Genomic DNA, 26,018 nt, shown 5'->3' with positions numbered 1-26,018 from the left:
CCCTCGTCTTTATGACCTTTTTGTGCTGTCAGGCCAGTATGGACAGGATTTTCTGTTGAAGATCATCGTCCAGAGGGGGCTGCCCCAGGGCGTCGACGGCGCTCGTTATCTGTTGGGGATGGCTGGCGCCGATCAGGGCGCAGCTCACCACGGGGTCGCGCAGCACCCATTGCAGTGCGAGTTGCGACAGGGACTGACCCCGTTGCAGGGCCAGTGCATGCAGGGCGCGGACGGTGGCGAGCTTCTCCTCGGTGATCTGGTCCGCCGTGAGGAAGGGGCTGGCACTGGCGGCGCGGGAATCCGCGGGAATGCCCGCCAGGTAGCGATCGCTCAGCAGCCCCCCCGCCAGGGGCGAGAAGGCGACCACCCCCATGCCGTGCTCCCGGCAGGCTGGCAGGGTGTCGGGCTCAATATCGCGCTGGAACAGGGAGTATTTGAGCTGGTTGACCAGGCAGGGGGTGCCGAGCTCCGCCAGCCGGGCGGCAGCCTTGGCCGCGAGCGGGGCCGGGTAGTTGGAGAGGCCGATGTAGAGCGCCTTGCCCTGGCGCACCATCAGGGCCAGGGCCTGGCAGGTCTCCTCGAGCGGGGTGCGGGGATCCGGCCTGTGGTGATAGAAGATGTCCACGTAGTCGAGGCCCAGACGGCGCAGGCTCTGGTGCAGGCTGGCGAAGAGGTACTTGGCGCTGCCGCCATCGCCGTAGGGGCCGTCCCACATCACGTAGCCCGCCTTGCTGGCGATGATGAGCTCGTCCCGATAGGGAGCCAGGCTCCTCTTGAGCAGCGTGCCGAAGGTCACTTCGGCAGATCCCGGCGGCGGCCCGTAGTTGTTGGCGAGATCGAAGTGGGTGATCCCCAGATCGAACGCCTGATGCACCATGGCCTTCGCGGTGGCGGGATCGCTCCCGGCGCCGAAGTTGTGCCAAAGGCCCAGACCGATGCCGGGCAGGCGCAGGCCGTGGCGGCCCGCCGGTCGGTAGGGCTGGCGCTGGTAGCGGTCGGGGGCGGCGAGGTAGTTGTCATCCATCACGGTGCGGTTCCTTGGCTGGTGTGCAATGAGGAGCGACGGGCCCTGCGGCGGGCCTCACCCCGGCTGATTCGGCGGTGCCATCGGGGCCGGGGCTGCCATGACGTGGCGGCGCGCCCGGGCCCCTTCGTCTGCCCGAGCGGGGCTGTCAGGGGGCAGGAATAAAGCGATAACGGGTCTGGTGGCGATAACGCTGCCCCGGCAGCAACCAGGGATCGCCGAGGGCGGGCCGGTTCGGGCTGTCGGGCAATTGCTGGGCCTCCAGGCAGAAGCCGTCGTAATCCCGGTAGGGTCGGCCCTGACGATCCGGTGTGCCGGTCAGCCAGTTGCCGCTGTAGAACTGCAGGGAGGGCTGATTGGTGTAGACCGCCATGGTCAGCTTGCCATCCCCCGAGATCACCCGGGCGGCCCATGGCTGATTGGTCCCACCAAACGGCTCATCAGCAGGCTCAAAATCGTTATTGTTGAGCAGAAATGCGTGATCGTACCCCTTGGCCAACTGCTGCTGGGGGTGGTCCAGCCACGCCTGGCCGATGGGGCGGGGGGCGCGCAGATCGAAGGGGCCTTCCACCGGGGCGATGGCCAGCGGCAGGCTCTGGTCATCCGTGGGCAGGTAGCGGTCGGCGTCTAGGCTGATGGTGTGGTGGCGGATGTCGCCACCGCCATCCAGGTTGAAGTAGGCGTGGCTGGTGAGGCTGACCGGACTGGGGGCGTCCGTGCTGGCGCAGAAGTCGACCACCAGATCGCACTGCTCCAGCCGATACTCCAGGCTCACCCTCAGATTGCCGGGAAAGCCCTGATCCCCCGCCCGGGAGAGGAGCGCCAGCTTGACCCTGTCCGCCTCCTGCTCCTTGATCTGCCAGGTGCGGCGATGGAACCCGTCGCGCCCGCCGTGCAGGCAGTTGGCCCCCTGGTTGGCGTCCAGCGTCCAGCACTGGCCTTCCCGCTCAAGGCGGGCGCCGCCGATGCGGTTGGCAAAGCGCCCCGCCACGGCCCCCAGCCATACCTGCTGGGTGAGGTAGGCCTCGTCGGCGCAACCCAGCAGCACCTCCCGCCGCTCTCCCGCCACCGGCAGGGTGAGGGAGGTGAGGGTGGCCCCGTATGTGAGACCGCGCAGCCGCAGTCCCTCCTCGTTTTCCAGCTCGAATCTCATCATGGTTTGCGGTTCCCCGTCGTGATCCCGTCGCCCCCTGCCGGCGTCGCGAGTGCCGGGCAGGGGGCGTCACCCGTTGTCAGGCGTGCGTTACAGTCTGCCGGCCCCTGCGCTGGCACGGCAGACGTAGCAGTCCGCCTTGAGGCCGAAACGGGCCGGGTATTCCGCCTCCACCACGGCGATCACCTTGGCCACCTTCTCGGGGCGCAGCAGGGCGACCACGCAGCCGCCAAAGCCGCCGCCGGTCATGCGCACACCGCCTTCGCTGCCGATCCGGGCCTTGATGATCTCCACCAGGCCGTCGATAGGGGGCACGGTGATCTCGAAGTCATCCCGCATGGCGGCGTGGGACTGGCCCATCAGCTCGCCGAGGCGCACCAGATCGCCCTGTGCCAGCGCATCGGCCGCCGCCAGAGTGCGGGCGTTCTCGCCGACCACGTGGCGGGCACGGCGATAGCAGGCCTCGTCCAGACCGACCTTGCCCGCTTCCAGGGTCGCCAGATCCAGGTCGCGCAGGGCCTTGACCCCGTAGTGACGGGCGGCGGTTTCGCACTGCTGGCGACGGGTGTTGTATTCGCTGTCCACCAGGCCGCGGCGCACGTTGGAGTTGACGATGAGCACCGCCAGATCGGTGGGCATGGGGATGAGCCGGGTCTCCAGGGAACGGCAATCGAGCAACAGGGCGTGATCCTGCCTGCCGCTCGCGGAGATCATCTGATCCATGATGCCGCAGTTGCAGCCGACGAACTGGTTCTCCGCCTGCTGGCCGTTGAGGGCGATTTCCGCCTGGCTGATGGCCAGCCCCTGGGCCTCCTTGAAGGCCTGGCCGATGGCCACCTCCAGGGAAGCGGAGGAGGAGAGACCCGTCCCCTGGGGCACGTTGCCGGAGACCACCAGATTGAGGCCGCGCAGGGCGTGGCCCCGTGCCTGCAGGTGTTTCACCACGCCGCGGATGTAGTCGCTCCAGCGCTGGCTGGGGTGGTGCTCGATGGGTTGATCGAGACTGAACCGGTCGCGCTGGTTGTCGTAGTCGGCGGCGATCACTTCGACCAGGTTGTCGCCGCGCAGGCCGATGGCGACGCAGGTCTCGTAGTCGATGGCGCAGGGCAGCACGAAGCCGTCGTTGTAGTCGGTGTGCTCGCCGATGAGGTTGACGCGGCCTGGAGCCCGTACCAGCAGGTCGGGTTGTTGCTCAAACTGCTCGGCAAACACGGCGCTGACGCGCTGGCTCGGGGTCATAGGGCCTCCTCGTTGGCCTGGTTCTGGTCGTTGTAGTGGATGGGACTGAGGGCGCGCAGCCGTTCCGCCGCCTGTTCCGGGGTGAGGTCGCGCTGGGTTTCGGCCAGCATCTCGAAGCCCACCATGAATTTGCGCACCGTGGCGGAGCGCAGCAGGGGCGGATAGAAGTGGGCGTGCAGTTGCCACGCCTCGGGGCAGTCGGAACGGGGCGGGGCGAAGTGCCAGCCCATGGAGTAGGGGAAGCTGCACTGGAACAGATTGTCGTAGCGGCTGGTGAGCTCCTTGAGCGCGATGGCCAGGTCCTGTTGCTGTTCCCGGGTGAGATTCAGCATGGAGGGGACATGGGCCTTGGGCAGCAGCAGGGTCTCGAACGGCCAGGCCGCCCAGAAGGGCACCACCGCCAGCCAGTAGGCCGTCTCCACCACGATGCGGGAGCGATCCGCCAGCTCCCGCTCCACATAGTCCAGCAGCAGGGGGCGGCCGTGTTCGGCCAGCCAGGCGCGCTGGTGAGCCTCTTCCCGGGCAATCTCGTTGGGCAGGAAGTCGCTGCCCCAGAGCTGGCCATGAGGGTGCGGGTTGGAGCAGCCCATGACGGCGCCCTTGTTTTCAAACACCTGCACCCATTCCCACTGGTCAGAGAGCTCGGCCACCTGGTCCATCCAGGTGGTGATCACCCCTTCGATGGCGGGCAGGGGCAGCTCGGGCAGGGTCTTGCCGTGATCCGGCGAGAAGCAGATGACCCGGCTGGTGCCCCGGGCGGCTTCCAGCTTCAGCAGGGGATCCGGCGCCGCGTCGGCGGCCGGGGTGTCCTGCATCAGGGCGGCGAAGTCGTTGGTAAAGACGAAGGTGTCCTGATAGTCGGGGTTGATATCGCCGGTCACCCGGGTGTTGCCCGCACAGAGGAAGCAGTCGGGATCATGGGCCTGGCTCGGCGCCAGGCTCACCTTCTCGACCTGGCCTTGCCAGGGGCGCTTGGCCCTGTGAGGGGAGACCAGCACGTACTGGCCGGTGAGCGGGTTGAAGCGGCGGTGGGGGTGATCAACGGGGTTGAACATCATCACTCCAGTCTGTGAGTTGAATACATCCGAAGGCGCAGGCCAGGGCCTACGCCTCGTAACCATTGGGGTTGGCGGACTGCCAGCGCCAGCTGTCGGCGCACATGGCGGCGAGATCCCGGCTGGCGTGCCAGCCCAGTTCCCGAGCGGCCTTGGCGGGATCGGCCCAGCACTCGGCGATGTCGCCGGGGCGCCGTGGCTCGATCCGGTAGGGAAGGGGCCGACCGCAGGCGGCCTCGAACGCCGCGACCATCTGCAACACGCTCTGGCCCTGGCCCGTGCCCAGGTTGTAGGCGTGGACACCGCCCCGTCCGGCGCAGTGTTCCAGAGCCTTGACGTGCCCTTCGGCGAGATCCATCACATGGATGTAGTCGCGCACCCCGGTGCCGTCGATGGTTGGGTAATCGTTACCAAAGACCGAGAGGCAGTCGCGCCGGCCGATGGCGACCTGGGTCAAAAACGGCATCAGATTGTTGGGGATGCCCTGGGGATCCTCCCCCAGAGTGCCGGACTCGTGGGCGCCGACGGGGTTGAAATAGCGCAGCAAGGTCATGCTCCAGTGGGGCTCGGCCCGCTGCAGATCCTCGAGGATCTCCTCGATGATCAGCTTGGATCGGCCATAGGGGTTGGTGGCGCTGCGGGGGAAATCCTCCCGGATCGGGGTGCTGGCGGGATCGCCGTAGACGGTGGCCGACGAGCTGAACACCAGATTGCGTACCCCGGCCCGTTTCATCGCCTGCAGCAATACCAGGGTGCCGCTCAGGTTGTTCTCGTAGTAGTCCAGCGGGATGCGGGTCGACTCGCCGACCGCCTTGAGGGCGGCGAAGTGGATCACGGCGTCGATGTGCTGCTCCCTGAAGATGCGATCCAGCAGGGCCGGGTCACGGATGTCCCCCACGTAGAAGCGGGGCTCGCGCCCGCTGATGGCGGCGACACGGGTCAGGACGCTCGCCTTGCTGTTGCAGAGGTTGTCCACCACCACGGGCTCCATGCCTGCGGCCTGCAAGGCCAGACAGGTGTGGCTGCCGATGTAGCCGCAACCGCCGGTGACCAGTACTTTCATCCGTTGTTCCACCCTCAACTCCTCGCATCAGGAAAGCCTGAGCAGGAGTCTAGCCGAGGGGCTGACGGGCAAACTGTGAGCTGCTTAACAAATATGTGTAAACGATTACACTTGTTTTCATCGACCAATGTGGCAAGTTCTGATTTTTCCCCCTGTTATCAGTGACATTGAACGGTATAATGCGGCCAGTCGCAGCGTGAAATAAGTGAAAACAGCATGAGCACCATCAAGGATGTCGCCCGTTTGGCCAATGTGTCAGTGGCAACGGTTTCACGGGTGATGAACAACTCACCCAAGGCCAGTGCCGCCTCCCGCGAGGTGGTGCTGAAGGCCATGGCCGAGCTGGGCTATACCCCCAACGCCAACGCGCGGGCCCTGGTCAGCCAGACCTGTGACACCATGGGAGTGGTGGTGGGTGACGTGGCGGATCCTTTCTTCGGCGCCCTGGTCAAAGGGGTCGCAGCGGTGGCGGTGGAGCAGGGCTTGCACCTGTTGATGGGTAATGGTTTTCACCGCGCCCAGCAGGAGCGGGAGGCCATCGAGCTGCTCATCGGCAAACGCTGCGAGGCACTGGTGGTGCACAGCAAGGCGCTCAGCGACGAGGAGCTGGTCGACTACGCCCTGCGCGCCCCCGGCATGGTGCTGATCAACCGCGACATTCCGAGTCTGAGGGGGCGCTGCATCGCTCTCAACAACCGCCAGGGTGCGGCGACCGCCACCCGTCATCTGCTGGATCTCGGCCACCGCCATATCGCCTTCCTGAGCTCGGATCACGCCATCGAGGATGCGCTGTTGCGCCACCAGGGCTATCAGGATGCCCTGGCGGAGGCGGAGGTCTTCGCCGATCCCGAGCTGGTGGAGAGCGGCATGCCCAATGAAGAGGGGGGCGAGCGCGCCATGCTCAACCTGCTGGCCAAGGGGTTGCCCATCACGGCGGTGGTGGCCTACAACGACGCCATGGCGGCAGGGGCCATCTCTGTGTTGGCGGACAACGGCCTCAAGGTGCCGGAAGAGGTGTCGGTGGTAGGCTTCGATGACATCATCTACGCCAGATACCTGAGACCCAAGCTCTCCACCATGCGCTATCCCATCGAGCTGATGGCGGCCCAGGCGGCCAAGCTGGCGCTGCAACTCGCCGCAGGGGAGAGCGAATCGGTGCAGAGCCGCATCTATACCCCCACCCTGATCAACCGCCATTCGGTCGCTCCCGTCAGGTCCTGATCGCAGCGCTTGCGCCCCCGTCGGCGCAAGCGCTGCACCTGGCGAACCCGTACTGCAGCATATAAAGCGCCCCCATAGCTCAGACGATAGATAGCTCAGAGCATGGCTAGCGCAGACCATAAAGGACTGTCTGAGGAGTGAGAACCGTCCCCTCACGCTCCCTGCCTGCCGAACTCGCCAGTCCTTCCCGCTCGTCTGTCACGAGCCCCTCTCCCCCGGCCTGCCGAGCCTCACTTCCAGCCAGATCCTGCCAGACGCTCGCCATGGCTTTTCTCTGCGCCGGGCAGGGGCTCTCGTGGCCTCTGCACACTCCTTCGAGAGGCCGGGCTGCGTGCGTGCCCGGAACCGGGTTGAGGCGCTCCAGCGCCTGATGGAGCGGGGGGGGGGGCGTGATGTCGGGTCTTTGCCATGGCTTGCTCAGCTGGTTCGGCCATTGCCTCCCGGTTTCACACTCCCGGGCATCTTTTGCCCTTCCGAAGGTCCGCTTTTCCCCCGTGGGGTTATTTACTCGGATTTATCCGATTTTTACTCCGTTTTACTTAACAAAACGAGTGTAATCGTTTACATCTGTGTGAGCGGGATCGCCGATCACCGGGCAAAACTCTCCTACACTGCAGTGGTTTTCAGCGTGAATGCAGGGAGAAGTGAAGCATGCTCAGGGAGATAGTGGCCCGTCAGGATTGGCAGACCCAGGGGATCACCGCCGTGAACCGGTTGCCAGCCCATACCCCCTTGTCCAGTTGGCGCAGTGAAGGGGAAGCCAGGATAGGGGGGTTGTCACCTTCCCGCCTGCTGCTGGACGGCGAGTGGCAGTTCTCCTGGTTCGAGGCCCCGGAGCGGGTGCCGGAGCAGTGGCTGGTAGAGGATCTGCCAGATGCCTGCCCCATCAAGGTGCCGGGCAACTGGCAACTGGCTGCGGCCTATCCGGGGGCGCGGCCCGTCACGGATGTGCCCATCTACACCAACATCAAATACCCCTTTCCCTGCGACCCGCCCCGGGTGCCTGCCGAGAATCCCACCGGTTGCTACTCCCGCGAGTTCACCGTTGCTGCGGACTGGCTGGCCGAGGGGCAGACCCGGATCATCTTCGACGGAGTGGACAGCGCGTTTCACCTCTTCTGCAACGGCCGCTGGGTCGGTTACTCCCAGGACAGCAGGCTGCCGGCGGAATTCGATCTGACCCCCTTCCTCCAGGCCGGGGCCAACCGCCTCGCCGTCCTGGTGCTGCGCTGGTCTGACGGCTCCTATCTGGAAGATCAGGACATGTGGCGCATGAGCGGCATCTTCCGCTCAGTCAGCCTGCTGCACAAACCGGCCCGTCATCTGATGGATATCCGGGTGACGCCAGAGCTCGACGCCTGCTACCGGGATGCCCGCCTCAAGGTTGAATTGCAGGCGGCCAACGGAGCCGGTCTGTCGGTGGAGGCCAACCTCTATGATGGCGACGAGCGGGTTGCGACCCTGCGCCAGCGGATCGGCACCCAGGCCATCGACGAGAAAGGGGTGTATGACGATCGCGCCGAGCTGTGGCTGATGGTAACGGCGCCACACAAGTGGAGCGCCGAGACCCCGCACCTCTATCGCCTGACCCTGACCCTGCTGGACGAGCAAGGAAGCGTCCTCGAGAGCGAGGCCCATGACGTGGGCTTTCGGGCGGTGGAGATCCGTGGCGGCCTGCTGCGGGTCAACGGCCAACCCCTGCTGATTCGTGGTGCCAATCGCCATGAACACCATCCCGCCACGGGTCACGTGGTGACCCCGGCCGACATGGAGCAGGATCTGCTGCTGATGAAGCGGCACAACTTCAACGCGGTGCGCTGCTCCCACTATCCCAATCACCCCGAGCTCTATCGCCTGTGCGACCGGCTCGGCCTCTATGTGGTGGACGAGGCGAACCTGGAGACCCACGGCATGACCCCCATGGGGCGGCTGGCGCGGGATCCCGCCTGGAGCAACGCCTTCCTGGAGCGGGTCACCCGCATGGTGGCCAGGGACTTCAACCACCCCTGCATCATCATCTGGTCCCTGGGGAATGAATCCGGTTATGGCCCGGCCCACGACGCCATGTATCGCTGGGTGAAGGGGGCGGACCCCAGCCGCCCGGTGCAGTACGAAGGGGGCGGGGCCGACACCCCGGCCACCGACATCATCTGCCCCATGTATGCCCGTACCCATCAGGATCAACCCTTCCCGGCGGTGCCCAAGTGGGCGCTGGCCAAGTGGATCGGCCTGCCGGAAGAGACCCGGCCGCTGATCCTGTGCGAATACGCCCACGCCATGGGCAACAGCCTGGGGGGCTATGCCCATTACTGGCAGGCATTTCGCGATCATCCGCGGCTGCAGGGTGGGTTTGTCTGGGATTGGGTCGATCAGGGGCTGGACAAGCAGACCGACGATGGCCGCCATTTCTGGGCCTATGGTGGCGATTTTGGCGACACTCCCAACGATCGCCAGTTCTGCTGCAACGGCCTGCTGTTCCCCGATCGCACCCCCCATCCCTCCTTGTTTGAAGCCCGGCGTGCCCAGCAGCCCTTCGTTCTGACCCTGCAGGGTCGCCAGCCGCTGACGGTGGAGATCCGCAGCGAATACCTGTTCCGCGAGACGGACAACGAACGCCTGCTGTGGCGTCTGTGTGAAGACGGCGTGGTGGTGAGCCAGGGTGAATGCCCGCTCGAGCTGGCCCCCCGGGGGAGCGTGACGCTGACCCTGCTGGAGCAACTGCCGGCCTTTGCGCCGGGGGCGCTCGCCTGGCTGGATCTCGCCATCGTGCAGCCCACCGCCACGGCCTGGGCCGGAGCGGGTCACGAGGTGGCTCGCCAGCAATGCCTGTTGCCCGCGCCCATGGCGCTGCCGTCGGCCTGCCCGGCGGTCAGCCTGACAGAGCTGCGCGATCACTGGGTGCTTGGCGCCGCAGATTCCCTGTGGCAGCTCGACAAGGCCAGTGGTCGCATCGTCAGCTGGCAGAAGCAGGGCCGCGAGCGGCTGCGCGACGCCATCGCCGATCATTTCTATCGGGCGCCGCTCGACAACGATATCGGCACCAGCGAGGCGGATCACGCCGATCCCAACGCCTGGATTGCCCGCTGGCAGGAGGCCGGACTCAATGATCTGCAGCACCGCTGTCTCGGCCTGGAGGCGAGTCCGGAGCTGGGGCTTATCACGGCGCACCACGGCTACTTCGTGGGTGACGAGCCGAAGATCCTGACCCGCTGGCATCACAGGATGGACGGGGAGGGAGTCATGCACCTCGCCATCGAGGTGGAGGTGGCCGCCGACATGCCCTCCCTGCCGCGCATCGGTGCCCGGCTCTGGCTGGCCGATGAACCGGCCGAAGGTGCCCCGGTGAGCTGGCTGGGGCTTGGCCCCCACGAGAATTACCCGGATCGCCGGCTCGCCGCCGATCTCGGTCGCTGGCAATTGCCCATCGAGGCGTTGCACACCCCTTATGTCTTCCCCACCGACAACGGACTGCGCTGCGATACCCGCGCACTGCAACTGGGGGATCTGGCGGTGGAGGGGCGCTTCCACTTCAGCGTCAGCCGCTACAGTCAGCAGCAACTGGCCGAAGCCCGTCACCAGACTGATCTGGTGGCTCTGGGGGGCACGCACCTGTGCCTCGATGGCTTCCACATGGGGGTAGGAGGCGACGACTCCTGGAGCCAGAGCGTGCGGCCCGAGTTCTGGCTGTTGCCGGGGCGTTATCACTGGCACTGCCGTCTGAGCTAGCCGGACCCGCCGTCGCGAGATGGCGAGACCCAAAGGCAGTTTCTCACGTAACTATTTAATTTTTAACAATATTACGGCTATGTAACAGAGTGTAAACGTTTTCATTTTGTTGCCAGGATCACAGACCGCCTCACAACAAACTGATTACATTAGGCTGGCGCCAGCTCAAACGGTGTACAGCATTCCCTACAAAAAACAGATAGAGATCGGAGCATAACAATGAAAAAACTCACGACAGTTGCCACCTTGCTGATGGGACTGATGGCGGGAGCCCAAGCCCAGGCCGATACCCGTATCGGGGTCACCGTCTACAAGTACGACGACAACTTCATGGCCGTGGTGCGCAAGGCCATCGAGAAAGAAGCGGCGGCCACCCCGGGTGTGGAACTGCTGATGAACGACTCCCAGAACGACCAGTCCAAGCAGAACGACCAGATCGACGTGCTGCTGGCCAAGGGCGTGAAGGCCCTGGCCATCAACCTGGTTGACCCGGCGGCGGCCCCTGTCGTGATTGAGAAAGCCCGTGCGGACGAGATCCCCGTGGTCTTCTACAACAAGGAACCGAGCGCGGCCGACCTGGCCAGCTATGACAAGGCCTACTACGTTGGCACCGACTCCAAGGAGTCCGGCATCATCCAGGGCCAGCTGATCGCAAAGCACTGGAAAGCGCACCCCGAGTGGGATCTGAACAAGGATGGCGTCATCCAGTTCGTGCTGCTCAAGGGTGAGCCTGGCCACCCGGATGCGGAAGCCCGCACCACCTACGTCGTCAAGACCCTGAACGATGGCGGCATCAAGACCGAGCAGCTGCACATGGATACCGGTATGTGGGATACCGCCATGGCCAAGGACAAGATGGACGCCTGGATCTCCGGTCCGAACGCCAACAAGATCGAAGTGGTCATCGCCAACAACGACGGCATGGCGATGGGCGCCGTGGAATCCCTGAAGGCCCAGGGCAAGACCGCCATCCCGGTGTTCGGTGTTGACGCCCTGCCGGAAGCCCTGGCCATGGTCAAGAGCGGTGCCATGGCCGGTACCGTGCTGAACGATGCGGCCAACCAGGCCAAGGCCACCTTCGAGCTGACCAAGAACCTGGCCGAAGGCAAGCCGGCCGGTGAAGGCACCAACTGGAAGATCGACAACAAGGTCGTCCGCGTTGCCTACGTGGGCGTAGACAAAGACAACCTGTCCCAATTCGAGTAATTCCCCCCTCAGGGCAAGGGAGATCCCCTTGCCCTCTTTTCAACCAGATGTGATGGCTGATATGACAACACGGCAACAATCAGAATGGCTGTTGGAGATGATTGACGTCAGTAAGAGCTTTCCTGGCGTCAAGGCACTCGATAATGTCAATTTACGGGTCCGTCCTCATTCTGTGCATGCGTTGATGGGCGAGAATGGCGCAGGGAAGTCCACGCTGCTCAAGTGCCTGTTCGGCATCTACGAGAAGGATCAGGGCAAGATCTTCTTCAAGGGACAGGAGATCAACTTCACCTCGTCCAAAGAGGCGCTGGAGAATGGCGTTTCCATGGTGCACCAGGAGCTGAACCTGGTACTGCAACGCACCGTGATGGACAACATGTGGCTCGGCCGCTATCCCACCAAGGGACTGTTTGTCGACCACGGCAAGATGTATCAGGACACCAAGCATATCTTCGAGGAGCTGGACATCGACATCGACCCCAAGGTCAAGGTCGGCACCCTGTCGGTTTCCCAGATGCAGATGATCGAGATTGCCAAGGCATTCTCCTATGACGCCAAGATCGTCATCATGGACGAACCCACCTCCTCCCTGACCGAGAAAGAGGTCAACCACCTCTTCAAGATCATCAATAAGCTCAAGGAGAAGGGGTGCGGCATCGTCTACATCTCCCACAAGATGGAAGAGATCTTCCAGCTCTGTGACGAGATCACCATATTGCGGGATGGCCAGTGGGTGGCGACCCAGCCCCTCCAGGGCATGACCATGGATCAGATCATCGGCATGATGGTCGGCCGCGAGCTCACCCAGCGCTTCCCGGAAAAAACCAACCAGCCCAAAGAGGTGATCCTCGAGGTCGAGCACCTGACGGCCAAGAACCAGCCTTCCATCAAGGACGTGACCTTCAACCTGCACAAGGGGGAGATCCTCGGCATCGCCGGTCTGGTGGGGGCCAAGCGCACCGACATCGTGGAGACCCTGTTCGGCATCCGCGATCGCAGCGAAGGGACCATCAAGCTGCACGGCAAAGAGGTGGCGAACCACAACGCCCACGAGGCGATCCAGAACGGCTTCGCCCTGGTGACCGAGGAGCGCCGCTCTACCGGGATCTATTCACGCCTCGACATCGCCTTCAACTCCCTGATCGCCAACATGGACAACTACAAGGGATCCATGGGGCTGCTCAGCGACAACAAGATGAAGAGCGATACCCAGTGGGTCATCGACTCCATGCGGGTCAAGACACCGACCCAGCAGACCCAGATCGGCTCCCTCTCCGGTGGCAACCAGCAGAAGGTGATCATCGGTCGCTGGCTGCTGACCCAGCCCGAGATCCTGATGCTGGATGAACCGACCCGGGGTATCGACGTCGGCGCCAAGTTCGAGATCTACCAGCTCATCCTGGAGCTGGCGAAGAAGGACAAGGGCATCGTCATCATCTCCTCCGAAATGCCGGAACTGCTCGGCATCACGGACCGCATCATGGTCATGAGCAATGGCCGGGTCGCGGGGATCGTCAACACCAAAGAAACTGACCAGAGCGAGATCCTGCGCCTGGCATCTCTGTACCTATAAAGACAGGAAGACATTATGGAGTCGGCTAAAAATTTCAATCTGATGCAGGCGCTCAAAGAGAACGGCATCTATGTGGTGTTGCTGGTGTTGCTCATGATCATCGTGATCAAGGAGCCCTCCTTCCTCAGCCTCACCAACCTCAGCAACATCCTGACCCAGTCCTCGGTGCGGGTCATCATCGCCCTCGGGGTGGCGGGCATCATCATCACCCAGGGTACTGACCTGTCCGCCGGTCGTCAGGTCGGTCTGGCGGCGCTGATCGCGGCCACCATGCTGCAGGCCCTGACCAACGTCAACAAGGTCTTCCCCACCCTGGGGGAGGTACCCATTCCGGCGGTGATCCTGCTGGTGTGCGTGGTGGGGGCCCTGATTGGTCTGGTCAACGGCCTGATCGTCGCCTACCTGAACGTGACGCCCTTCATCACCACCCTGGGCACCATGATCATCGTCTACGGCATCAACTCCCTCTATTTCGACTCCGTGGGGGCTTCTCCGGTAGCCGGGTTTGATCCTCGCTTCTCCAACTTTGCGCAGGGCTTCATCCGGATTGGCGGGTTCAAGCTCTCGTACCTGACCTTCTATGCGGCCATCGCCAGCGTCTTCGTCTGGGTGCTGTGGAACAAGACCCGCTTTGGCAAGAACATCTTCGCCATCGGTGGCAACCCGGAAGCGGCCAAGGTGTCCGGCGTCAACGTCGCCGTCAACCTGGTGGTCATCTATGCCCTGGCCGGTGTCTTCTACGCCTTCGGCGGCATGCTGGAAGCGGGGCGGATCGGCAGTGCCACCAACAACCTCGGCTTCATGTACGAGCTGGATGCCATCGCGGCCTGCGTGGTGGGGGGCGTTTCGTTTGCCGGCGGTGTGGGAACTGTCGCGGGTGTGATCACCGGCGTACTTATCTTCACGCTGATCAACTATGGTTTGACCTACATCGGTGTCAGCCCTTACTGGCAGTTCATCATCAAGGGCGGCATCATCATCCTGGCGGTAGCCCTGGACTCCATGAAGTACGCCAAGAAGAAGTAAGTATTGGCAGGGAGGGCCGGGTCATCCCGGCCCTTTCTCTTTGGAGGGACCCATACCATGGCATTCAAAGTCAAAATCAACGTGCTGTTGCTGCTCGCCATTCTGGTCACCATCGGTACCGCCTGGTTCAGCGTCAACCATTTCATCAGCGGCTACATCCGCACCCAGGCCACCCAGAACATCAACGAGCAGATCACCCTGGTCAGGGAGAAGCTGGCGGGTGACATCAACCAGAAGGTGCTGCTGGCCGCCAACCTCAACCTCGGGGTGACCAGCGTCAAGAAGGCGCTGCAGGAGACCGGCTTTCACAACATCGTCAAGCTCATTGGCGACATGGCATTCGACGCGAACGGGGTCATCGACGACAAGGCCAGGGTTGACGCCCTGCGCAAGCTGATCCCCGCCGCCAACAACCAGATCACCGTCAGCCCGCTGGAGCAGCTGGACGGCAAACCCGTCATCTCCATCCTGGTGCCGCGCGGTGCAGACTCCGCCTACCTCTACTACCTCGACATGAGCGAATTCAAGACGCTGCTGACCAAGGTAAGCGGAGAAGGGCGTTACTTCTCCCTCACCGACAGTCAGGGACAGGTGCTCTACAGCAGCAAGCCCCAGGGAGAGAGCGAGAGCCGCCCCAACAAGCTGGATATTCGCGGCAGCGAGTGGACCCTGACCGGTTATGTGGATCTCGACTATATCCGGGCCATGACCCAGGCGCTCAACGGCAAGATCACCCTGGCCCTGCTCGGGGTGGCGGCGCTGGTACTGGCCCTCTCCATGGTGGCCCTCAATCTGGCCTATAGACCCATCCTCTCCCTGCGCGACCTGGTACAGGAGCTCTCCCAGGGCAATGGGGATCTGACCCGCCGGCTCACGGTGACCAGCAAGGATGATCTCGGCCAGATCTCGGCGGGCATCAACCGTTTCATCGAGCAGTTGCAGGGCATGATGGGGGAGGTGAGACAAGCGAGCGGCCAGCTCAATGAAGGGATATCGGCATTGGCGAGGCAGACGGGGTCAGCCCAGGGCCTGCTGGCCGAGCATGTGCGGGAGACCGAACAGGTGGTCACCGCTATCAACGAGATGAGCCGTACTGCCGTCTCGGTATCGGAGAGCGCGGCCAATACTGCCCAGCTGACCGGCCAGAGCCAGCAACTGGCCAACCAGTCGCGTCAGGTGGTGGATCAGGCCATGGCCAGCGTCACTGCGCTGGTGACGGAGGTGGAGGCCACGGCACACTCCATCGAAGCCATGCAGCAGGATGTGCAGCAGATAGGCTCGATTCTCGGGGTCATCGGTGGCATCGCAGAGCAGACCAACTTGCTGGCCCTCAACGCCGCCATCGAGGCGGCCCGGGCTGGTGAGCAGGGGCGGGGGTTTGCGGTGGTGGCGGACGAAGTGCGCTCTCTGGCGGGACGCACCCAGAAGAGCACTGCCGAGATCCAGACCATGCTGACCCGGCTGCAACGGGGCACCCAGACCGTGGTGGCCGCCATGGGCAACACCCGGCAGAGCTGCCAGGATGCGGCGGAAAACACCAGCAAGGTGAATGCGTCACTGGATCTGATGGCGGGAGAAGTGGTGGAGATCAACGATCTCATCAGCCATATCGCCACGGCCGCGGAGGAGCAGAGTGCCGTCGCCGAGGAGATCAATCGCAACATGAGTGCCATCGCCGAGGTGATCACCCAGCTCAAGGGGAATGGCGAGCGCACCGTGGACAGCTCGAATGCCATGCAGCGCACCTATGACAGGCTGCGGGAGATAGTGGGGCACTTCCGGCTGGAATAGCGCCGGCTGGGCGAGTCCCGGGTACCCTGGCCAGCAATATCGTGGCCGGGGTGACCCATCAGCGGGCTGACGTGAAAAAGGCCCAAAAAAGATGGGGGCGACTTGCGTCGCCCCCGATAGTCTTATCGCTCATATCCTTGAACGAAGTTGCTCCCTGCAATCCCTGACTATACCTCTTCCTTTAGGTTTCCCCTTCCCAATCCTTTGGGGTGTCCTTTAGCCATCATGGCCTGACGAGTCATCCGTTCCCGTCGCACTTTCTCCGTCCTGGGAGGTGTCCTTTACCACATCCTGTGGTGAGTCCATTTGCCCAACCCTGGCAGCCAGTCTTCCTGACCGACTTCATTGCGTCCGTGCAGGAGTAACTATAAGGATTTCGCGCAGGGCGACAATGACATGCTGAAAAACGTTTTTTTCAAACTGGTTTCCCGCGAAAGGATAATGAAGTTATCTTTTTTAAAATCATGGTTTTAATGATCTCTTATGCTGTTTTTTCACGCGCATCTTCCGACTATGGCGAGAATTTTGTTGGCACTTTGCTTACGCAGTCGATGGCGAATATCTCACAAGGCGTTTAACTGCGGTTCAGAATCCGGGGAGGCCGGTCAGTGTCGATCGCAGATGAGGGTGGAGGAGAGCAACGGGCATGATGCAGGTGGCGTGGTCCGGATCCCATTCAGGAGATAAAGGAGGGAAAGCGGGGATGACCCAAGAGGAGATCGCCTCCCCTTGGGCGAGAGGGTCAGGGATGCTGGCTGCCACCGTGCCATTGGCATAGGTAGGCGGGGACCAGCATCTGGGGTGCCTGGTCAACGTGACAGACCACCAGCGGCATGGCGGGGGCTCCCTGGGCATGCACCAGGGCCGGTGTCATGGGCAGGACCAGGGCGACGAACAGAAACAGCGACGGGATCTTCATGGTTATCTCCTTGGTGACGGGAACGAATGTGACAAGCATCACTTCTTGAGTTAAGGCGAACCCGAAATCGGCGCAAGGTGACTGAAAAAATTCAACTAATGAAAAAACTTTGAATCCCGGTTGCACTCCGGTCGGTGAAAAAGCCGCCATCAGGATGCGTGCAAAATGCATATCCATATAAAAGAGATAGTGCACACGACTTGGCAATGAGGCTCGCCATCTGGCCCGGGCAGGCCGCCATGATCTGGGACAAGAGATAGATTATTCAGCGATAAAGGAGCAGGTGATTATTTATGTGGGAGCAAACGGGATGATAAGCGAGGATAAATTCAAAGGTGGGTGAACTTTATTCAAAAAATGAGCGATTTTATTTTAATATAATGATTTATTTAATGTTTTTTATTTGTGGATATCCATTTATGGATATCATGGATGAATGAAATTGCGTTCTTTGTGGAATATATTGGGGCTTTATTGCGTATTTATGCCGGATGGAGGGTGAGGGAAATGTCAGATATGTAAACTCCATCATAAATTAACTTCTGAATTTATGCAGTCTCGGGTGAATGTGATCAATGTCCAAGTTTGGTGGAGTTGCCAGACCTAATCTCTGCGTCGAAAGGCAAGGGCAGGATAGAACACAAGCCGAGTACCCTACATAAAGAATATCCCGCCTTAGTCACGAGCCTGAATAGAAGGAATCTATTCAATCACTCGCAGGGACCACTGCTAGACGGAATATCATCATGAGCAAATTTTATGTAGGTTCTGAAGTTGGCCAGTTGCGCCGTGTCATGTTGCACCGCCCCAACCTCAGTCTGAAGCGTCTGACCCCTTCCAACTGCCAGGATCTGCTGTTTGACGACGTCCTGTCCGTGGAACGTGCCGGTCAGGAGCACGACAAATTCGCTCAGGTACTGCGCGATCAGAATGTCGAAGTCTTCCTCCTGACCAATCTGCTGGCGGAAACCCTGGACGTGCCGGAAGCCAAAGCCTGGCTGCTGCAACACCAGATCTCCGACTATCGCCTCGGCACTGCCCTGGCCAACGACGTGCGCTGCTTCCTGGCGGACATGCCTCACCGCGAGCTGGCCCGCATCCTCTCCGGCGGCCTGACCTACTCCGAGATGCCCTACAGCGGCGTCAACATGGTGGTCGGCATGCATGCCCCGACCGATTTCATCATCGAACCGCTGCCCAACCACCTCTTCACCCGCGATACCTCCTGCTGGGTCTATGGCGGCGTCTCCATCAACCCCATGGCCAAGGCCGCCCGTCGTCGCGAGACCAACCACGTGAAGGCCATCTACCGCTGGCACCCGCAGTTTGCCGGTCAGGAGTTCATCAAGTACTTCGGTGACGAGGAGCGCGACTACGACAACTCCACCATCGAAGGGGGCGACGTCCTGGTCATCGGCCGTGGCGCCGTGCTCATCGGCATGTCCGAGCGCACCACGCCGCAAGGGGTGGAGCATCTGGCCCGCAGCCTGTTCAAGCACGGTCAGGCGAAACAGGTCATCGCCATGGAGCTGCCGAAACACCGTAGCTGCATGCACCTCGACACCGTCATGACCCACATGGATGTCGACACCTTCTCCGTCTATCCGGAAGTCATCCGCAAGGATGTGAACTGCTGGAGCCTGACCCCGGGCGGCGCCACCGGGATGAACATCAAGGAAGAGGGTTACTTCGTGACCGCCATCGAGAAGGCGCTGGGGGTGGATCAGCTCAGGCTCATCACCACCGGCGGCGACAGCTTCGAGGCCGAGCGGGAGCAGTGGAACGACGCCAACAACGTGCTGACCGTGCGCCCCGGCGTAGTGGTGGGTTACGAGCGCAACACCTACACCAACGAGAAGTACGACAAGGCCGGCATCACTGTGCTGCCCATCCCGGGTGAAGAGCTGGGACGTGGCCGCGGCGGCGCCCGCTGTATGAGCTGCCCGATGGAACGTGACGGTATCTGACAAGACGGCGTGGCGCCGGCAGAGGCTGGCGCCACACACACCCGAACTCGAGAGTAACACCCATGAAAAAACCAACTGTCGTCGTCGCCCTGGGGGGCAATGCCCTGCTCCGCCGCGGTGAACCTCTGGAAGCCGACATCCAGCGCAAGAACATCGCCACCGCCGCCAAGACCATCGCCCGCATCGCCGAGGATTACAACGTGGTGCTGGTGCACGGCAACGGCCCGCAAGTCGGCCTGCTGGCCCTGCAGAACAGCGCCTACACCAAGGTCTCCCCCTATCCCCTGGATGTGCTGGGTGCCGAGTCCCAGGGCATGATCGGTTACATGCTGATCCAGGAATTGAAGAACCTGATGCCGAGCCGCAACGTCACCGCCCTGCTGACCCAGGTGCAGGTCGATCCCCAGGATCCGGCGTTTGCCAACCCGACCAAGTTTATCGGCCCGGTTTATGAAGAAGTGGAGGCCCGCGCCCTGGCTGCCGAGAAGCAGTGGTCGGTCAAGGCCGACGGCAAGTTCTTCCGCCGCGTGGTGCCGTCCCCGCTGCCCCAGCGCATCGTCGAAGGCGACGCCATCGAAACCCTGATTGCCCAGGGTCACCTCATCATCTGTACCGGTGGTGGTGGCATCCCGGTGACCTGGGATGGCCAGAGCCTGACCGGCATCGAGGCCGTCATCGACAAGGACATGTCTGCCGCCTACCTGGCCAAGCAGATCAAGGCCGACGCCCTGCTGATCCTGACCGATGCCGATGCCGTCTATCTGGATTGGGGTAAACCGACCCAGCGTCCGCTGCGGGTCACCAGCCCGGACGAGCTGGCCGGCGTCAAGTTCGATGCCGGCTCCATGGGGCCCAAGGTCGAAGCCTCCTGCGAATTCGTCAAGGCGACCGGCGGCATGGTCGGCATCGGCTCCCTGGAAGATGGCCTCGCCATCCTCAAGGGGGAAGCCGGCACCAACATCGTCGCCACCAATACCGTCAATGCCTGAGCCAAGGCTCTGGTCTGAACAACTGCGTAGTCAATAACACTGCCAAATTGGTCTGAACAAATATAGAGAGAACTCATCATGGCTTTTAATCTGCGTAACCGTAACTTCCTGAAACTGCTGGACTTCACCCCGCGCGAAATCCAATACATGATCGATCTGGCCATCGACCTGAAAAAAGCCAAATACGGTGGCTATGAGCGCAAACACCTGACCGGCAAAAACATTGCCCTGATTTTCGAGAAGACCTCCACCCGCACCCGTTGTGCGTTTGAAGTGGCGGCCTTCGACCAGGGCGCGCAAGTCTCCTACCTCGGCCCGAGCGGTTCCCAAATCGGTCACAAGGAGTCCATGAAGGACACCGCCCGGGTGCTGGGCCGCATGTATGACGGCATCGAATACCGCGGCTACGGCCAGGAGATCGTCGAAGAGCTGGGGGCCCACGCCGGTGTGCCGGTCTGGAACGGCCTGACCAACGAATTCCACCCGACCCAGATCCTGGCGGACTTCATGACCATGCTGGAGCACGGCAAGGGCAAACGTCTGGATCAGATCAAGTTCGCCTACCTGGGTGATGCCCGCAACAACATGGGCAACTCCCTGATGGTGGGCGCCGCCAAGATGGGCATGGACATCCGTCTGGTGGCGCCGAAAGCCTTCTGGCCGGAAGAGGAGCTGGTTGCCACCTGCCGCCTCATCGCCGAAGAGACCGGTGCGCGCATCCACCTGACCGAAGACGTGAAAGAGGGTGTGCTGGGTGCCGACTTCCTCTACACCGACGTCTGGGTCTCCATGGGTGAAGCGAAGGAAGCTTGGGATCAACGGGTGAAGCTGATGACCCCGTATCAGGTCAACATGGACGTCATCAACGCGACCAAGAACCCGGATGTGAAGTTCATGCACTGCCTGCCGGCGTTCCACAACGACGAGACCACCATGGGCAAGGAAGTGGCCGACAAATATGGCATGAAGGGCCTGGAAGTGACCGAGGACGTGTTCGAATCCGAGCACAGCATCGTGTTCGACGAGGCGGAAAACCGGATGCACACCATCAAGGCAGTGATGGTGGCTACGCTGGGCGACTGACGTCGTCAGTGGTGCCGGGGGGTGACCCCCGGCTTTTCAACCATGTGACAGCGGCATAATACCTCCAACCCTACGACCCGCAGCCTGCATGGATACCACACCCACAGAAGGAAGCTGGACCATGACCAAATTCAAGTTCCCGTCAGCCTACACGATACTGTTTGTGCTGATCGCCCTGGTGGCCGCCCTGAGCTGGATAGTGCCGGCCGGCAAATACGAGATGACCATGAACGAGGCCCTCGGCAAGGAAGTGCCGGTGGCCGGTACCTACAAGCTGGTGGATGCCAATCCCCAGGGGATCGTCGACGTGCTGCTGGCACCCATCGACGGTCTCTACAACCACGACACCTATGAGGCTGGCGCCATCGACGTCTCCCTCTTCATCCTGATCATCGGTGGCTTCCTTGGCATCGTGACCAAGACAGGTGCCATCGATGCTGGTATCGAGCGCGTCACCGATCGCCTGCGTGGCCGTGAAGAGTGGATGATCCCCATCCTGATGGCGCTGTTCGCCGCAGGGGGCACCATCTACGGCATGGCGGAAGAGTCTCTGCCGTTCTACACCCTGCTGGTGCCGGTAATGATGGCCGCCCGCTTCGACCCCGTGGTCGCTGCCGCGACCGTGCTGCTGGGGGCCGGTATCGGTACCCTGGGCTCCACCATCAACCCGTTCGCCACCGTGATCGCCGCCAACGCGGCCGGCATCTCCTTCACCGACGGCATCTGGTTGCGGGTCGCCATGCTGGTGGCCGGCTGGCTGATCTGCGTGGCCTATGTGATGCGTTACGCCAAGATGGTGCGAAGCGACCCCAGCAAATCCCTGGTGGCCGACAAGTGGGAAGAGAACCGTGCCCACTTCCTCGGCAACAAGAGCGACCAGATGCTGGAGTTCACCACCACCCGCAAGATCGTGCTGGGTATCTTCGTCGCCGCCTTTGCCGTGATGATCTACGGGGTGGCCGTGCTGGGCTGGTGGATGGCGCAGATCTCCGGCGTGTTCCTGGCTGCCGCCATCATCGTCGGCGTCATCTCCCGCATGAGCGAGGAGGAGCTGACCTCCAACTTCATCGACGGTGCCCGCGATCTGCTCGGCGTGGCCCTCATCATCGGTATCGCCCGCGGTATCGTGGTGGTGATGGATAACGGCATGATCACCCATACCATTTTGCACAGTGCAGAGGGGATAGTGACCGGCCTCTCCACCATCGTCTTCATCAACGTGATGTTCGTGCTGGAAGTGGTGCTCTCCTTCCTGGTGCCCTCTTCCTCCGGTCTGGCGGTGCTGACCATGCCGATCATGGCGCCGCTCGCCGACTTCGCCAACGTGGGCCGCGAGCTGGTGGTCACCGCCTACCAGTCCGCCTCCGGCCTGGTGAACCTGGTGACCCCGACCTCCGCCGTGGTCATGGGGGGGCTGGCCATTGCCAAGGTGCCCTATGTGCGCTGGCTGAAGTGGGTGGCCCCGCTGCTCGGCATGCTGACCGTGCTGATCGTGCTCTGCCTGAGCCTGGGCGCCGTGCTGGCATGAATGCCGACAGACATAGGGACAACAACGGGAGCCTGGGGCTCCCGTTTTTGATGGCTGGCAAAGCGGGGCGCCCGGCCTCTCACGTGGCTTGGCTCCTTGCCGCGCGGGCAACTAAAAGGCGACCCCGGGGTCGCCTTCTGGCATCCAGCAGGGGTCAGCGGGCGTTTTCCAGGGTGCGCACCACGGCAGCGTGAGCCTGGCGGGTTCGGCTGATGTGGCGCGGGGCGATCAGTACCACGTCGTTGCCGGCCACGGCCCCCAGGATCTCGGGATTGGCGTTGCGATCCAGCAGGCGAGCCACCACGGTAGCGGCCCCCGGGGTGGTATGCACCAGCACCATCTGCTGGTTGTGGACCACGGCGCGCACCATGTCGTGGATGGAGCGGGTGCTGCCGGCGGGCTCCAGCTGCTCGTCCACCAGGGTGTAGACCTTCTTGCCGTTGGCGTTCTGGGCCTTGGCGACCCCGAGACGGCGCAGCAGGCGGGAGATGGTGGACTGGCTGATGTCCGCAAAACCGCGGGCGGAGAGCTCGCGGCGGATCTCCTCCTGGGTGCTGTAGCAGTGCTGGCCGATGATCTGGCGGCAGGCGTCGAGCTGGGCCAGGTCGGACTCTGGTTCTGCTGGGCGGCTGAGGGTGTTGACCATGGCGACTTCCTTTGGCGATGAGCGATGGCGGTCTCGCCCAGTCTGTCGTTCCGGCTTTTCATAGCGAAAAACACTAATGAGGAGCACTCAAGCAGGGGATGAGCGAGGTATATCCATTACGGGATGGCAAATTATAACCAAAGGGGGAATAAGTGATGTGACAGGGTTCAAAAATGGGCCCGATGGGGCCCACATGGATATCTTTTGTCGGCAGGAAATCAGTAGCGTTCGCTGACGATGTCCTGGGTGAAGGACTTCTCGCAGTATTTGCACTTCATCCGCACCGCCCCTTTCACCTCGCGCACCCGGAAGTAGCTCTCCACCGGTTCGTTGTGGGAGATGCAGTTGGAGTTGGGGCAGTGGAAGACCCCTTCGATGAACTCCGGCAGCGCCAGTTGGTGCTTCTTCACCACCACGAAGTCTTCGATGATGTTGACGGTCGCCTTGGGGGCGAACAGGGCGAGCTGGTTGGCCTGCTGCTCGGTCAGACGGGTGTTCTCGATCTTGATGAGATCCTTCTTGCCGAGGGCGCCGGATTTGAGGTTGAAGCCGACGGTGATCCGCTCCTGGGTCTCGATCAGCTGGAACAGCTTGAGGATCTTGATGCCCTGGCCGGCGGGGACGTGGTCGATGACGGAGCCGTGACGGATGGCTTCGACTTGCAGTTGGTTCTTCTCGGACATGATGTTCCCCTTTCCCTTAGACGGTTTCGTTCAGTACCAGTGCCAGCAGTGCCTGGCGGGCATAGACCCCGTTCTCCGCCTGCTGGAAGTAGTAGGCGTGGGGGGTCTTGTCGACGGCGACCTCGATCTCGTCAACCCGGGGCAGGGGATGGAGGATCTTCATGGTGGGCTTGGCCCCTTCCAGGGTCGCCAGCTCCAGCACGAACTTGGCGGCCATGTGCTTGTACTCGGTCTCGTCGAAGCGCTCCTTCTGGACGCGGGTCATGTAGAGGATGTCGAGCTCCGGCATCACCTCTTCCATGGTCTCGTGCACGCTGAAGCGGATGCCCTTCTCTTCCAGCTCCTCGCAGAGGTAGTCCGGCATGGCCAGCGCCTCCGGGGAGATGAAGAAGAAGCGGCAGTTGAACAGGCTCAGGGCCTGGGCCAGGGAGTGGACGGTGCGGCCGTACTTCAGGTCACCGACGAAGGCGACGTTGAGGCCGTCCAGCTTGCCTTGGGTCTCGTGGATGGAGAAGAGGTCGAGCAGGGTCTGGGTGGGATGCTGGTTGGAGCCGTCACCGCCGTTGATGACCGGCACCCGGGAGAACTCGGAGGCCAGACGGGCTGCCCCTTCCTTCGGGTGGCGCATCACCACCGCATCGGTGTAGGAGCTGATGATCTTGATGGAGTCGGCCAGAGTCTCGCCCTTCTTGGCGCTGGTGTTGCCGCCGTCGGCGAAGCCGATGATGTTGCCGCCCAGGCGCTGGACTGCGGTCTCGAAGGAGAGACGGGTGCGGGTGGAGGCTTCGAAGAAGCAACTGGCGACCAGCTTGTCTTTCAGCAGGCGGCTGTCGGGTTCGGCCTTCAACCGCTGTGCGGTGGCGACCACCAGTTCCATGTCGGACCGGGTCAGATCCGAGATGGAGATGACGTGTTTGTTATAGAGTGGATTGGTCATCGTCTGCATTCCCTTTGGCATCAATGAAGGTTTTTCCGGCACAAAAAAAAGCCCCTGAAACAGGGGCTCTTTTCAAAAAAAACGGGGGATCTGTGGGACGGGAACCGGAAACAACGGGGCCGCTCTGGTGCGCTCCACCCGTCTGCAAGGCTGCTTTTTTCATCAAAAACGGCATTGTCCTGTCCCGACCTTTTTCAAAACCGCACCGATTATAGGGCTGGTTTTTGAATTGTCAAAAATTTATTTCATAGGCAGGATTTGGCCAGAAAAACGTTTAAGTGTCGCGAACGGGTCGGCAAATCCAGAGTGCGTGCTGCGCCTGCAAAGGAGCGCCATCGGCGGCCATGCTGCGCAGGTAGCCGAGCCTGTGGTGCCCCTCCAGCAGGCAGTAGGGATGGGGCAGGGGGTGACCGTCCGGGTAGCAGGTTCCCGGGGCGGTGGCGAGGACGATGACAGGCTCGGACCAGGTGCCCCGGCGCAGCATGTCATCGCCGAGCCAGGAGCGGCGCACGTAGCGGTTGCTGCGCAGCATCTCGCCCCAGCGATCGATCACCTCCATGTGGCGGGAGTCTATCTGCTCGATAATCTGCGCGGTGGGCCAGTGCTCGCACTCGAACTGGTGGCTGGCGAGATCGATAAAGCTCCAGTTGGATTCAAAACCGCGCCAATGACGGTAAATCCACTGGGCGAGCACATTGGAGGGAATGGAGGGCACCAGGGGAGAGACTCTGTCCAGATAGTCGGCCAGGGTCTCCGTCTTGCGCTCATCCCGGAAGTTGAGGGGCGCAAGCTGTTGCAGCAGTCGGTAATTGAGCATGGGCAGCCTCCCTGAGCCTGGTTTCACCCTACCCCCATTTGTGTCCCATTCCTACCCCGTCGGGGCTGCAAATACAGCAGCTTACCCCCGCTCCTTGTTGGAATTGCGGGGATCTGCTCGTCATTTGTTCGATCGCATCGAAAGTGAGAAAAAAAGCCTTTACCTTTGACCTCCGCTTTGTATACTACGCCTCGTTTGTTGCAGGGGCGTAGTTCCAATTGGTAGAACAGCGGTCTCCAAAACCGATGGTTGCGGGTTCGAGTCCTGCCGCCCCTGCCATTTTTCAGAAAGGCCAGCTCATTGAGCTGGCCTTTCGCATTTCCGGCGTTTGCCACCGCCTCCGTTAGCCTCTTTTCCCCGCTTCGCCGCTGC

Annotated in this window: 20 protein-coding genes and 1 tRNA gene; 11 read left to right on the top strand and 10 right to left on the bottom strand. The window is 62.1% G+C overall.

What is annotated here, in order from left to right; genetic code table 11:
- Window positions 1-28: 28 nt before the first annotated feature.
- From I6L48_RS02775 to galE, 5 genes are all read right to left on the bottom strand, one after another.
- The gene (locus tag I6L48_RS02775) at window positions 29-1,024 is read right to left on the bottom strand and encodes an aldo/keto reductase (protein WP_216987758.1); all 996 of its coding nucleotides are present in this window, start codon (window positions 1,022-1,024) and stop codon (window positions 29-31) included.
- A gap of 148 nt (window positions 1,025-1,172) precedes the next feature.
- Complete coding sequence (locus I6L48_RS02770) at window positions 1,173-2,180, bottom strand: galactose-1-epimerase (RefSeq protein WP_216987757.1); 1,008 nt, start codon at window positions 2,178-2,180, stop codon at window positions 1,173-1,175.
- Window positions 2,181-2,267: 87 nt separating this feature from the next.
- Window positions 2,268-3,416 carry a galactokinase gene (galK, locus tag I6L48_RS02765; RefSeq protein WP_216987756.1) on the bottom strand — a complete coding sequence of 383 codons (1,149 nt, stop codon included), beginning with the start codon at window positions 3,414-3,416 and terminating at the stop codon, window positions 2,268-2,270.
- Window positions 3,413-4,471: a UDP-glucose--hexose-1-phosphate uridylyltransferase gene (locus tag I6L48_RS02760; RefSeq protein ID WP_216987755.1), complete on the bottom strand. Its 1,059-nt coding sequence runs from the start codon at window positions 4,469-4,471 to the stop codon at window positions 3,413-3,415. Before I6L48_RS02760 ends, galK begins: the two co-directional genes overlap by 4 nt.
- Window positions 4,472-4,520: 49 nt before the next feature.
- Complete coding sequence (galE, locus tag I6L48_RS02755; RefSeq protein WP_113069157.1) at window positions 4,521-5,534, bottom strand: UDP-glucose 4-epimerase GalE; 1,014 nt, start codon at window positions 5,532-5,534, stop codon at window positions 4,521-4,523.
- A 216-nt stretch (window positions 5,535-5,750) separates the two neighbouring features.
- Between galE and I6L48_RS02750 the strand changes: the two genes are divergently transcribed.
- The 6 genes from I6L48_RS02750 (at window position 5,751) to I6L48_RS02725 (ending at window position 16,077) form a co-directional block, all read left to right on the top strand.
- Window positions 5,751-6,755, top strand: a complete 1,005-nt coding sequence (locus tag I6L48_RS02750) for a substrate-binding domain-containing protein (protein ID WP_042882348.1) — start codon at window positions 5,751-5,753, stop codon at window positions 6,753-6,755.
- A gap of 651 nt (window positions 6,756-7,406) precedes the next feature.
- Entirely contained in the window at window positions 7,407-10,481 is a 3,075-nt protein-coding gene (locus I6L48_RS02745; protein ID WP_216987754.1) for a beta-galactosidase, read from the top strand.
- Between the two features lie 219 nt (window positions 10,482-10,700).
- Window positions 10,701-11,687: a galactose/glucose ABC transporter substrate-binding protein MglB gene (gene mglB, locus I6L48_RS02740; RefSeq protein WP_010676016.1), complete on the top strand. Its 987-nt coding sequence runs from the start codon at window positions 10,701-10,703 to the stop codon at window positions 11,685-11,687.
- Between the two features lie 52 nt (window positions 11,688-11,739).
- Window positions 11,740-13,260 carry a galactose/methyl galactoside ABC transporter ATP-binding protein MglA gene (gene mglA / locus I6L48_RS02735; protein WP_216987753.1) on the top strand — a complete coding sequence of 507 codons (1,521 nt, stop codon included), beginning with the start codon at window positions 11,740-11,742 and terminating at the stop codon, window positions 13,258-13,260.
- A 15-nt stretch (window positions 13,261-13,275) separates the two neighbouring features.
- A complete protein-coding gene (mglC, locus tag I6L48_RS02730; RefSeq protein WP_010676014.1) occupies window positions 13,276-14,286 on the top strand; it encodes a galactose/methyl galactoside ABC transporter permease MglC in 1,011 nt (336 codons plus the stop codon).
- A gap of 57 nt (window positions 14,287-14,343) precedes the next feature.
- Window positions 14,344-16,077 (top strand): methyl-accepting chemotaxis protein, encoded by a 1,734-nt coding sequence (locus tag I6L48_RS02725; protein WP_039039635.1) that lies wholly within the window; start codon window positions 14,344-14,346, stop codon window positions 16,075-16,077.
- A 742-nt stretch (window positions 16,078-16,819) separates the two neighbouring features.
- Here I6L48_RS02725 and I6L48_RS02720 read toward each other — a convergent pair.
- Window positions 16,820-16,996, bottom strand: coding sequence for a hypothetical protein (locus I6L48_RS02720; RefSeq protein ID WP_103243883.1), 177 nt, complete (start codon window positions 16,994-16,996; stop codon window positions 16,820-16,822).
- Window positions 16,997-17,742: 746 nt separating this feature from the next.
- Here I6L48_RS02720 and arcA point away from each other — a divergent pair.
- The 4 genes from arcA (at window position 17,743) to I6L48_RS02700 (ending at window position 22,563) form a co-directional block, all read left to right on the top strand.
- Window positions 17,743-18,963: an arginine deiminase gene (arcA, locus tag I6L48_RS02715; RefSeq protein WP_201985321.1), complete on the top strand. Its 1,221-nt coding sequence runs from the start codon at window positions 17,743-17,745 to the stop codon at window positions 18,961-18,963.
- A 62-nt stretch (window positions 18,964-19,025) separates the two neighbouring features.
- Complete coding sequence (locus tag I6L48_RS02710; protein WP_048209544.1) at window positions 19,026-19,952, top strand: carbamate kinase; 927 nt, start codon at window positions 19,026-19,028, stop codon at window positions 19,950-19,952.
- A gap of 78 nt (window positions 19,953-20,030) precedes the next feature.
- Entirely contained in the window at window positions 20,031-21,035 is a 1,005-nt protein-coding gene (gene argF, locus I6L48_RS02705; RefSeq protein WP_041211943.1) for an ornithine carbamoyltransferase, read from the top strand.
- A gap of 121 nt (window positions 21,036-21,156) precedes the next feature.
- A complete protein-coding gene (locus I6L48_RS02700; RefSeq protein WP_010676008.1) occupies window positions 21,157-22,563 on the top strand; it encodes a YfcC family protein in 1,407 nt (468 codons plus the stop codon).
- A gap of 154 nt (window positions 22,564-22,717) precedes the next feature.
- Here the strand turns inward: I6L48_RS02700 and I6L48_RS02695 are convergent, their stop codons facing one another.
- The 4 genes from I6L48_RS02695 to I6L48_RS02680 all read right to left on the bottom strand — a co-directional run bounded on the left by I6L48_RS02695 (window position 22,718) and on the right by I6L48_RS02680 (window position 25,646).
- The gene (locus I6L48_RS02695) at window positions 22,718-23,209 is read right to left on the bottom strand and encodes an arginine repressor (protein WP_039039633.1); all 492 of its coding nucleotides are present in this window, start codon (window positions 23,207-23,209) and stop codon (window positions 22,718-22,720) included.
- Window positions 23,210-23,427: 218 nt separating this feature from the next.
- Entirely contained in the window at window positions 23,428-23,892 is a 465-nt protein-coding gene (pyrI, locus tag I6L48_RS02690) for an aspartate carbamoyltransferase regulatory subunit (protein ID WP_010676006.1), read from the bottom strand.
- Window positions 23,893-23,908: 16 nt separating this feature from the next.
- Window positions 23,909-24,829: an aspartate carbamoyltransferase gene (gene pyrB / locus I6L48_RS02685; protein ID WP_010676005.1), complete on the bottom strand. Its 921-nt coding sequence runs from the start codon at window positions 24,827-24,829 to the stop codon at window positions 23,909-23,911.
- A 274-nt stretch (window positions 24,830-25,103) separates the two neighbouring features.
- On the bottom strand, window positions 25,104-25,646 hold the full coding sequence (locus tag I6L48_RS02680) for a hypothetical protein (RefSeq protein WP_039039632.1): 543 nt from the start codon (window positions 25,644-25,646) through the stop codon (window positions 25,104-25,106).
- Window positions 25,647-25,848: 202 nt separating this feature from the next.
- Between I6L48_RS02680 and I6L48_RS02675 the strand changes: the two genes are divergently transcribed.
- Window positions 25,849-25,925, top strand: a tRNA-Trp gene (locus I6L48_RS02675).
- Window positions 25,926-26,018 lie beyond the last annotated feature (93 nt).

This window comes from Aeromonas sp. FDAARGOS 1418, from assembly GCF_019048585.1.
GTDB classification, from domain to species: Bacteria; Pseudomonadota; Gammaproteobacteria; order Enterobacterales; family Aeromonadaceae; genus Aeromonas; species Aeromonas caviae.
Note: the sequence above shows the minus strand (reverse complement) of the source record. Positions and strands in the feature narration are given on the sequence as shown.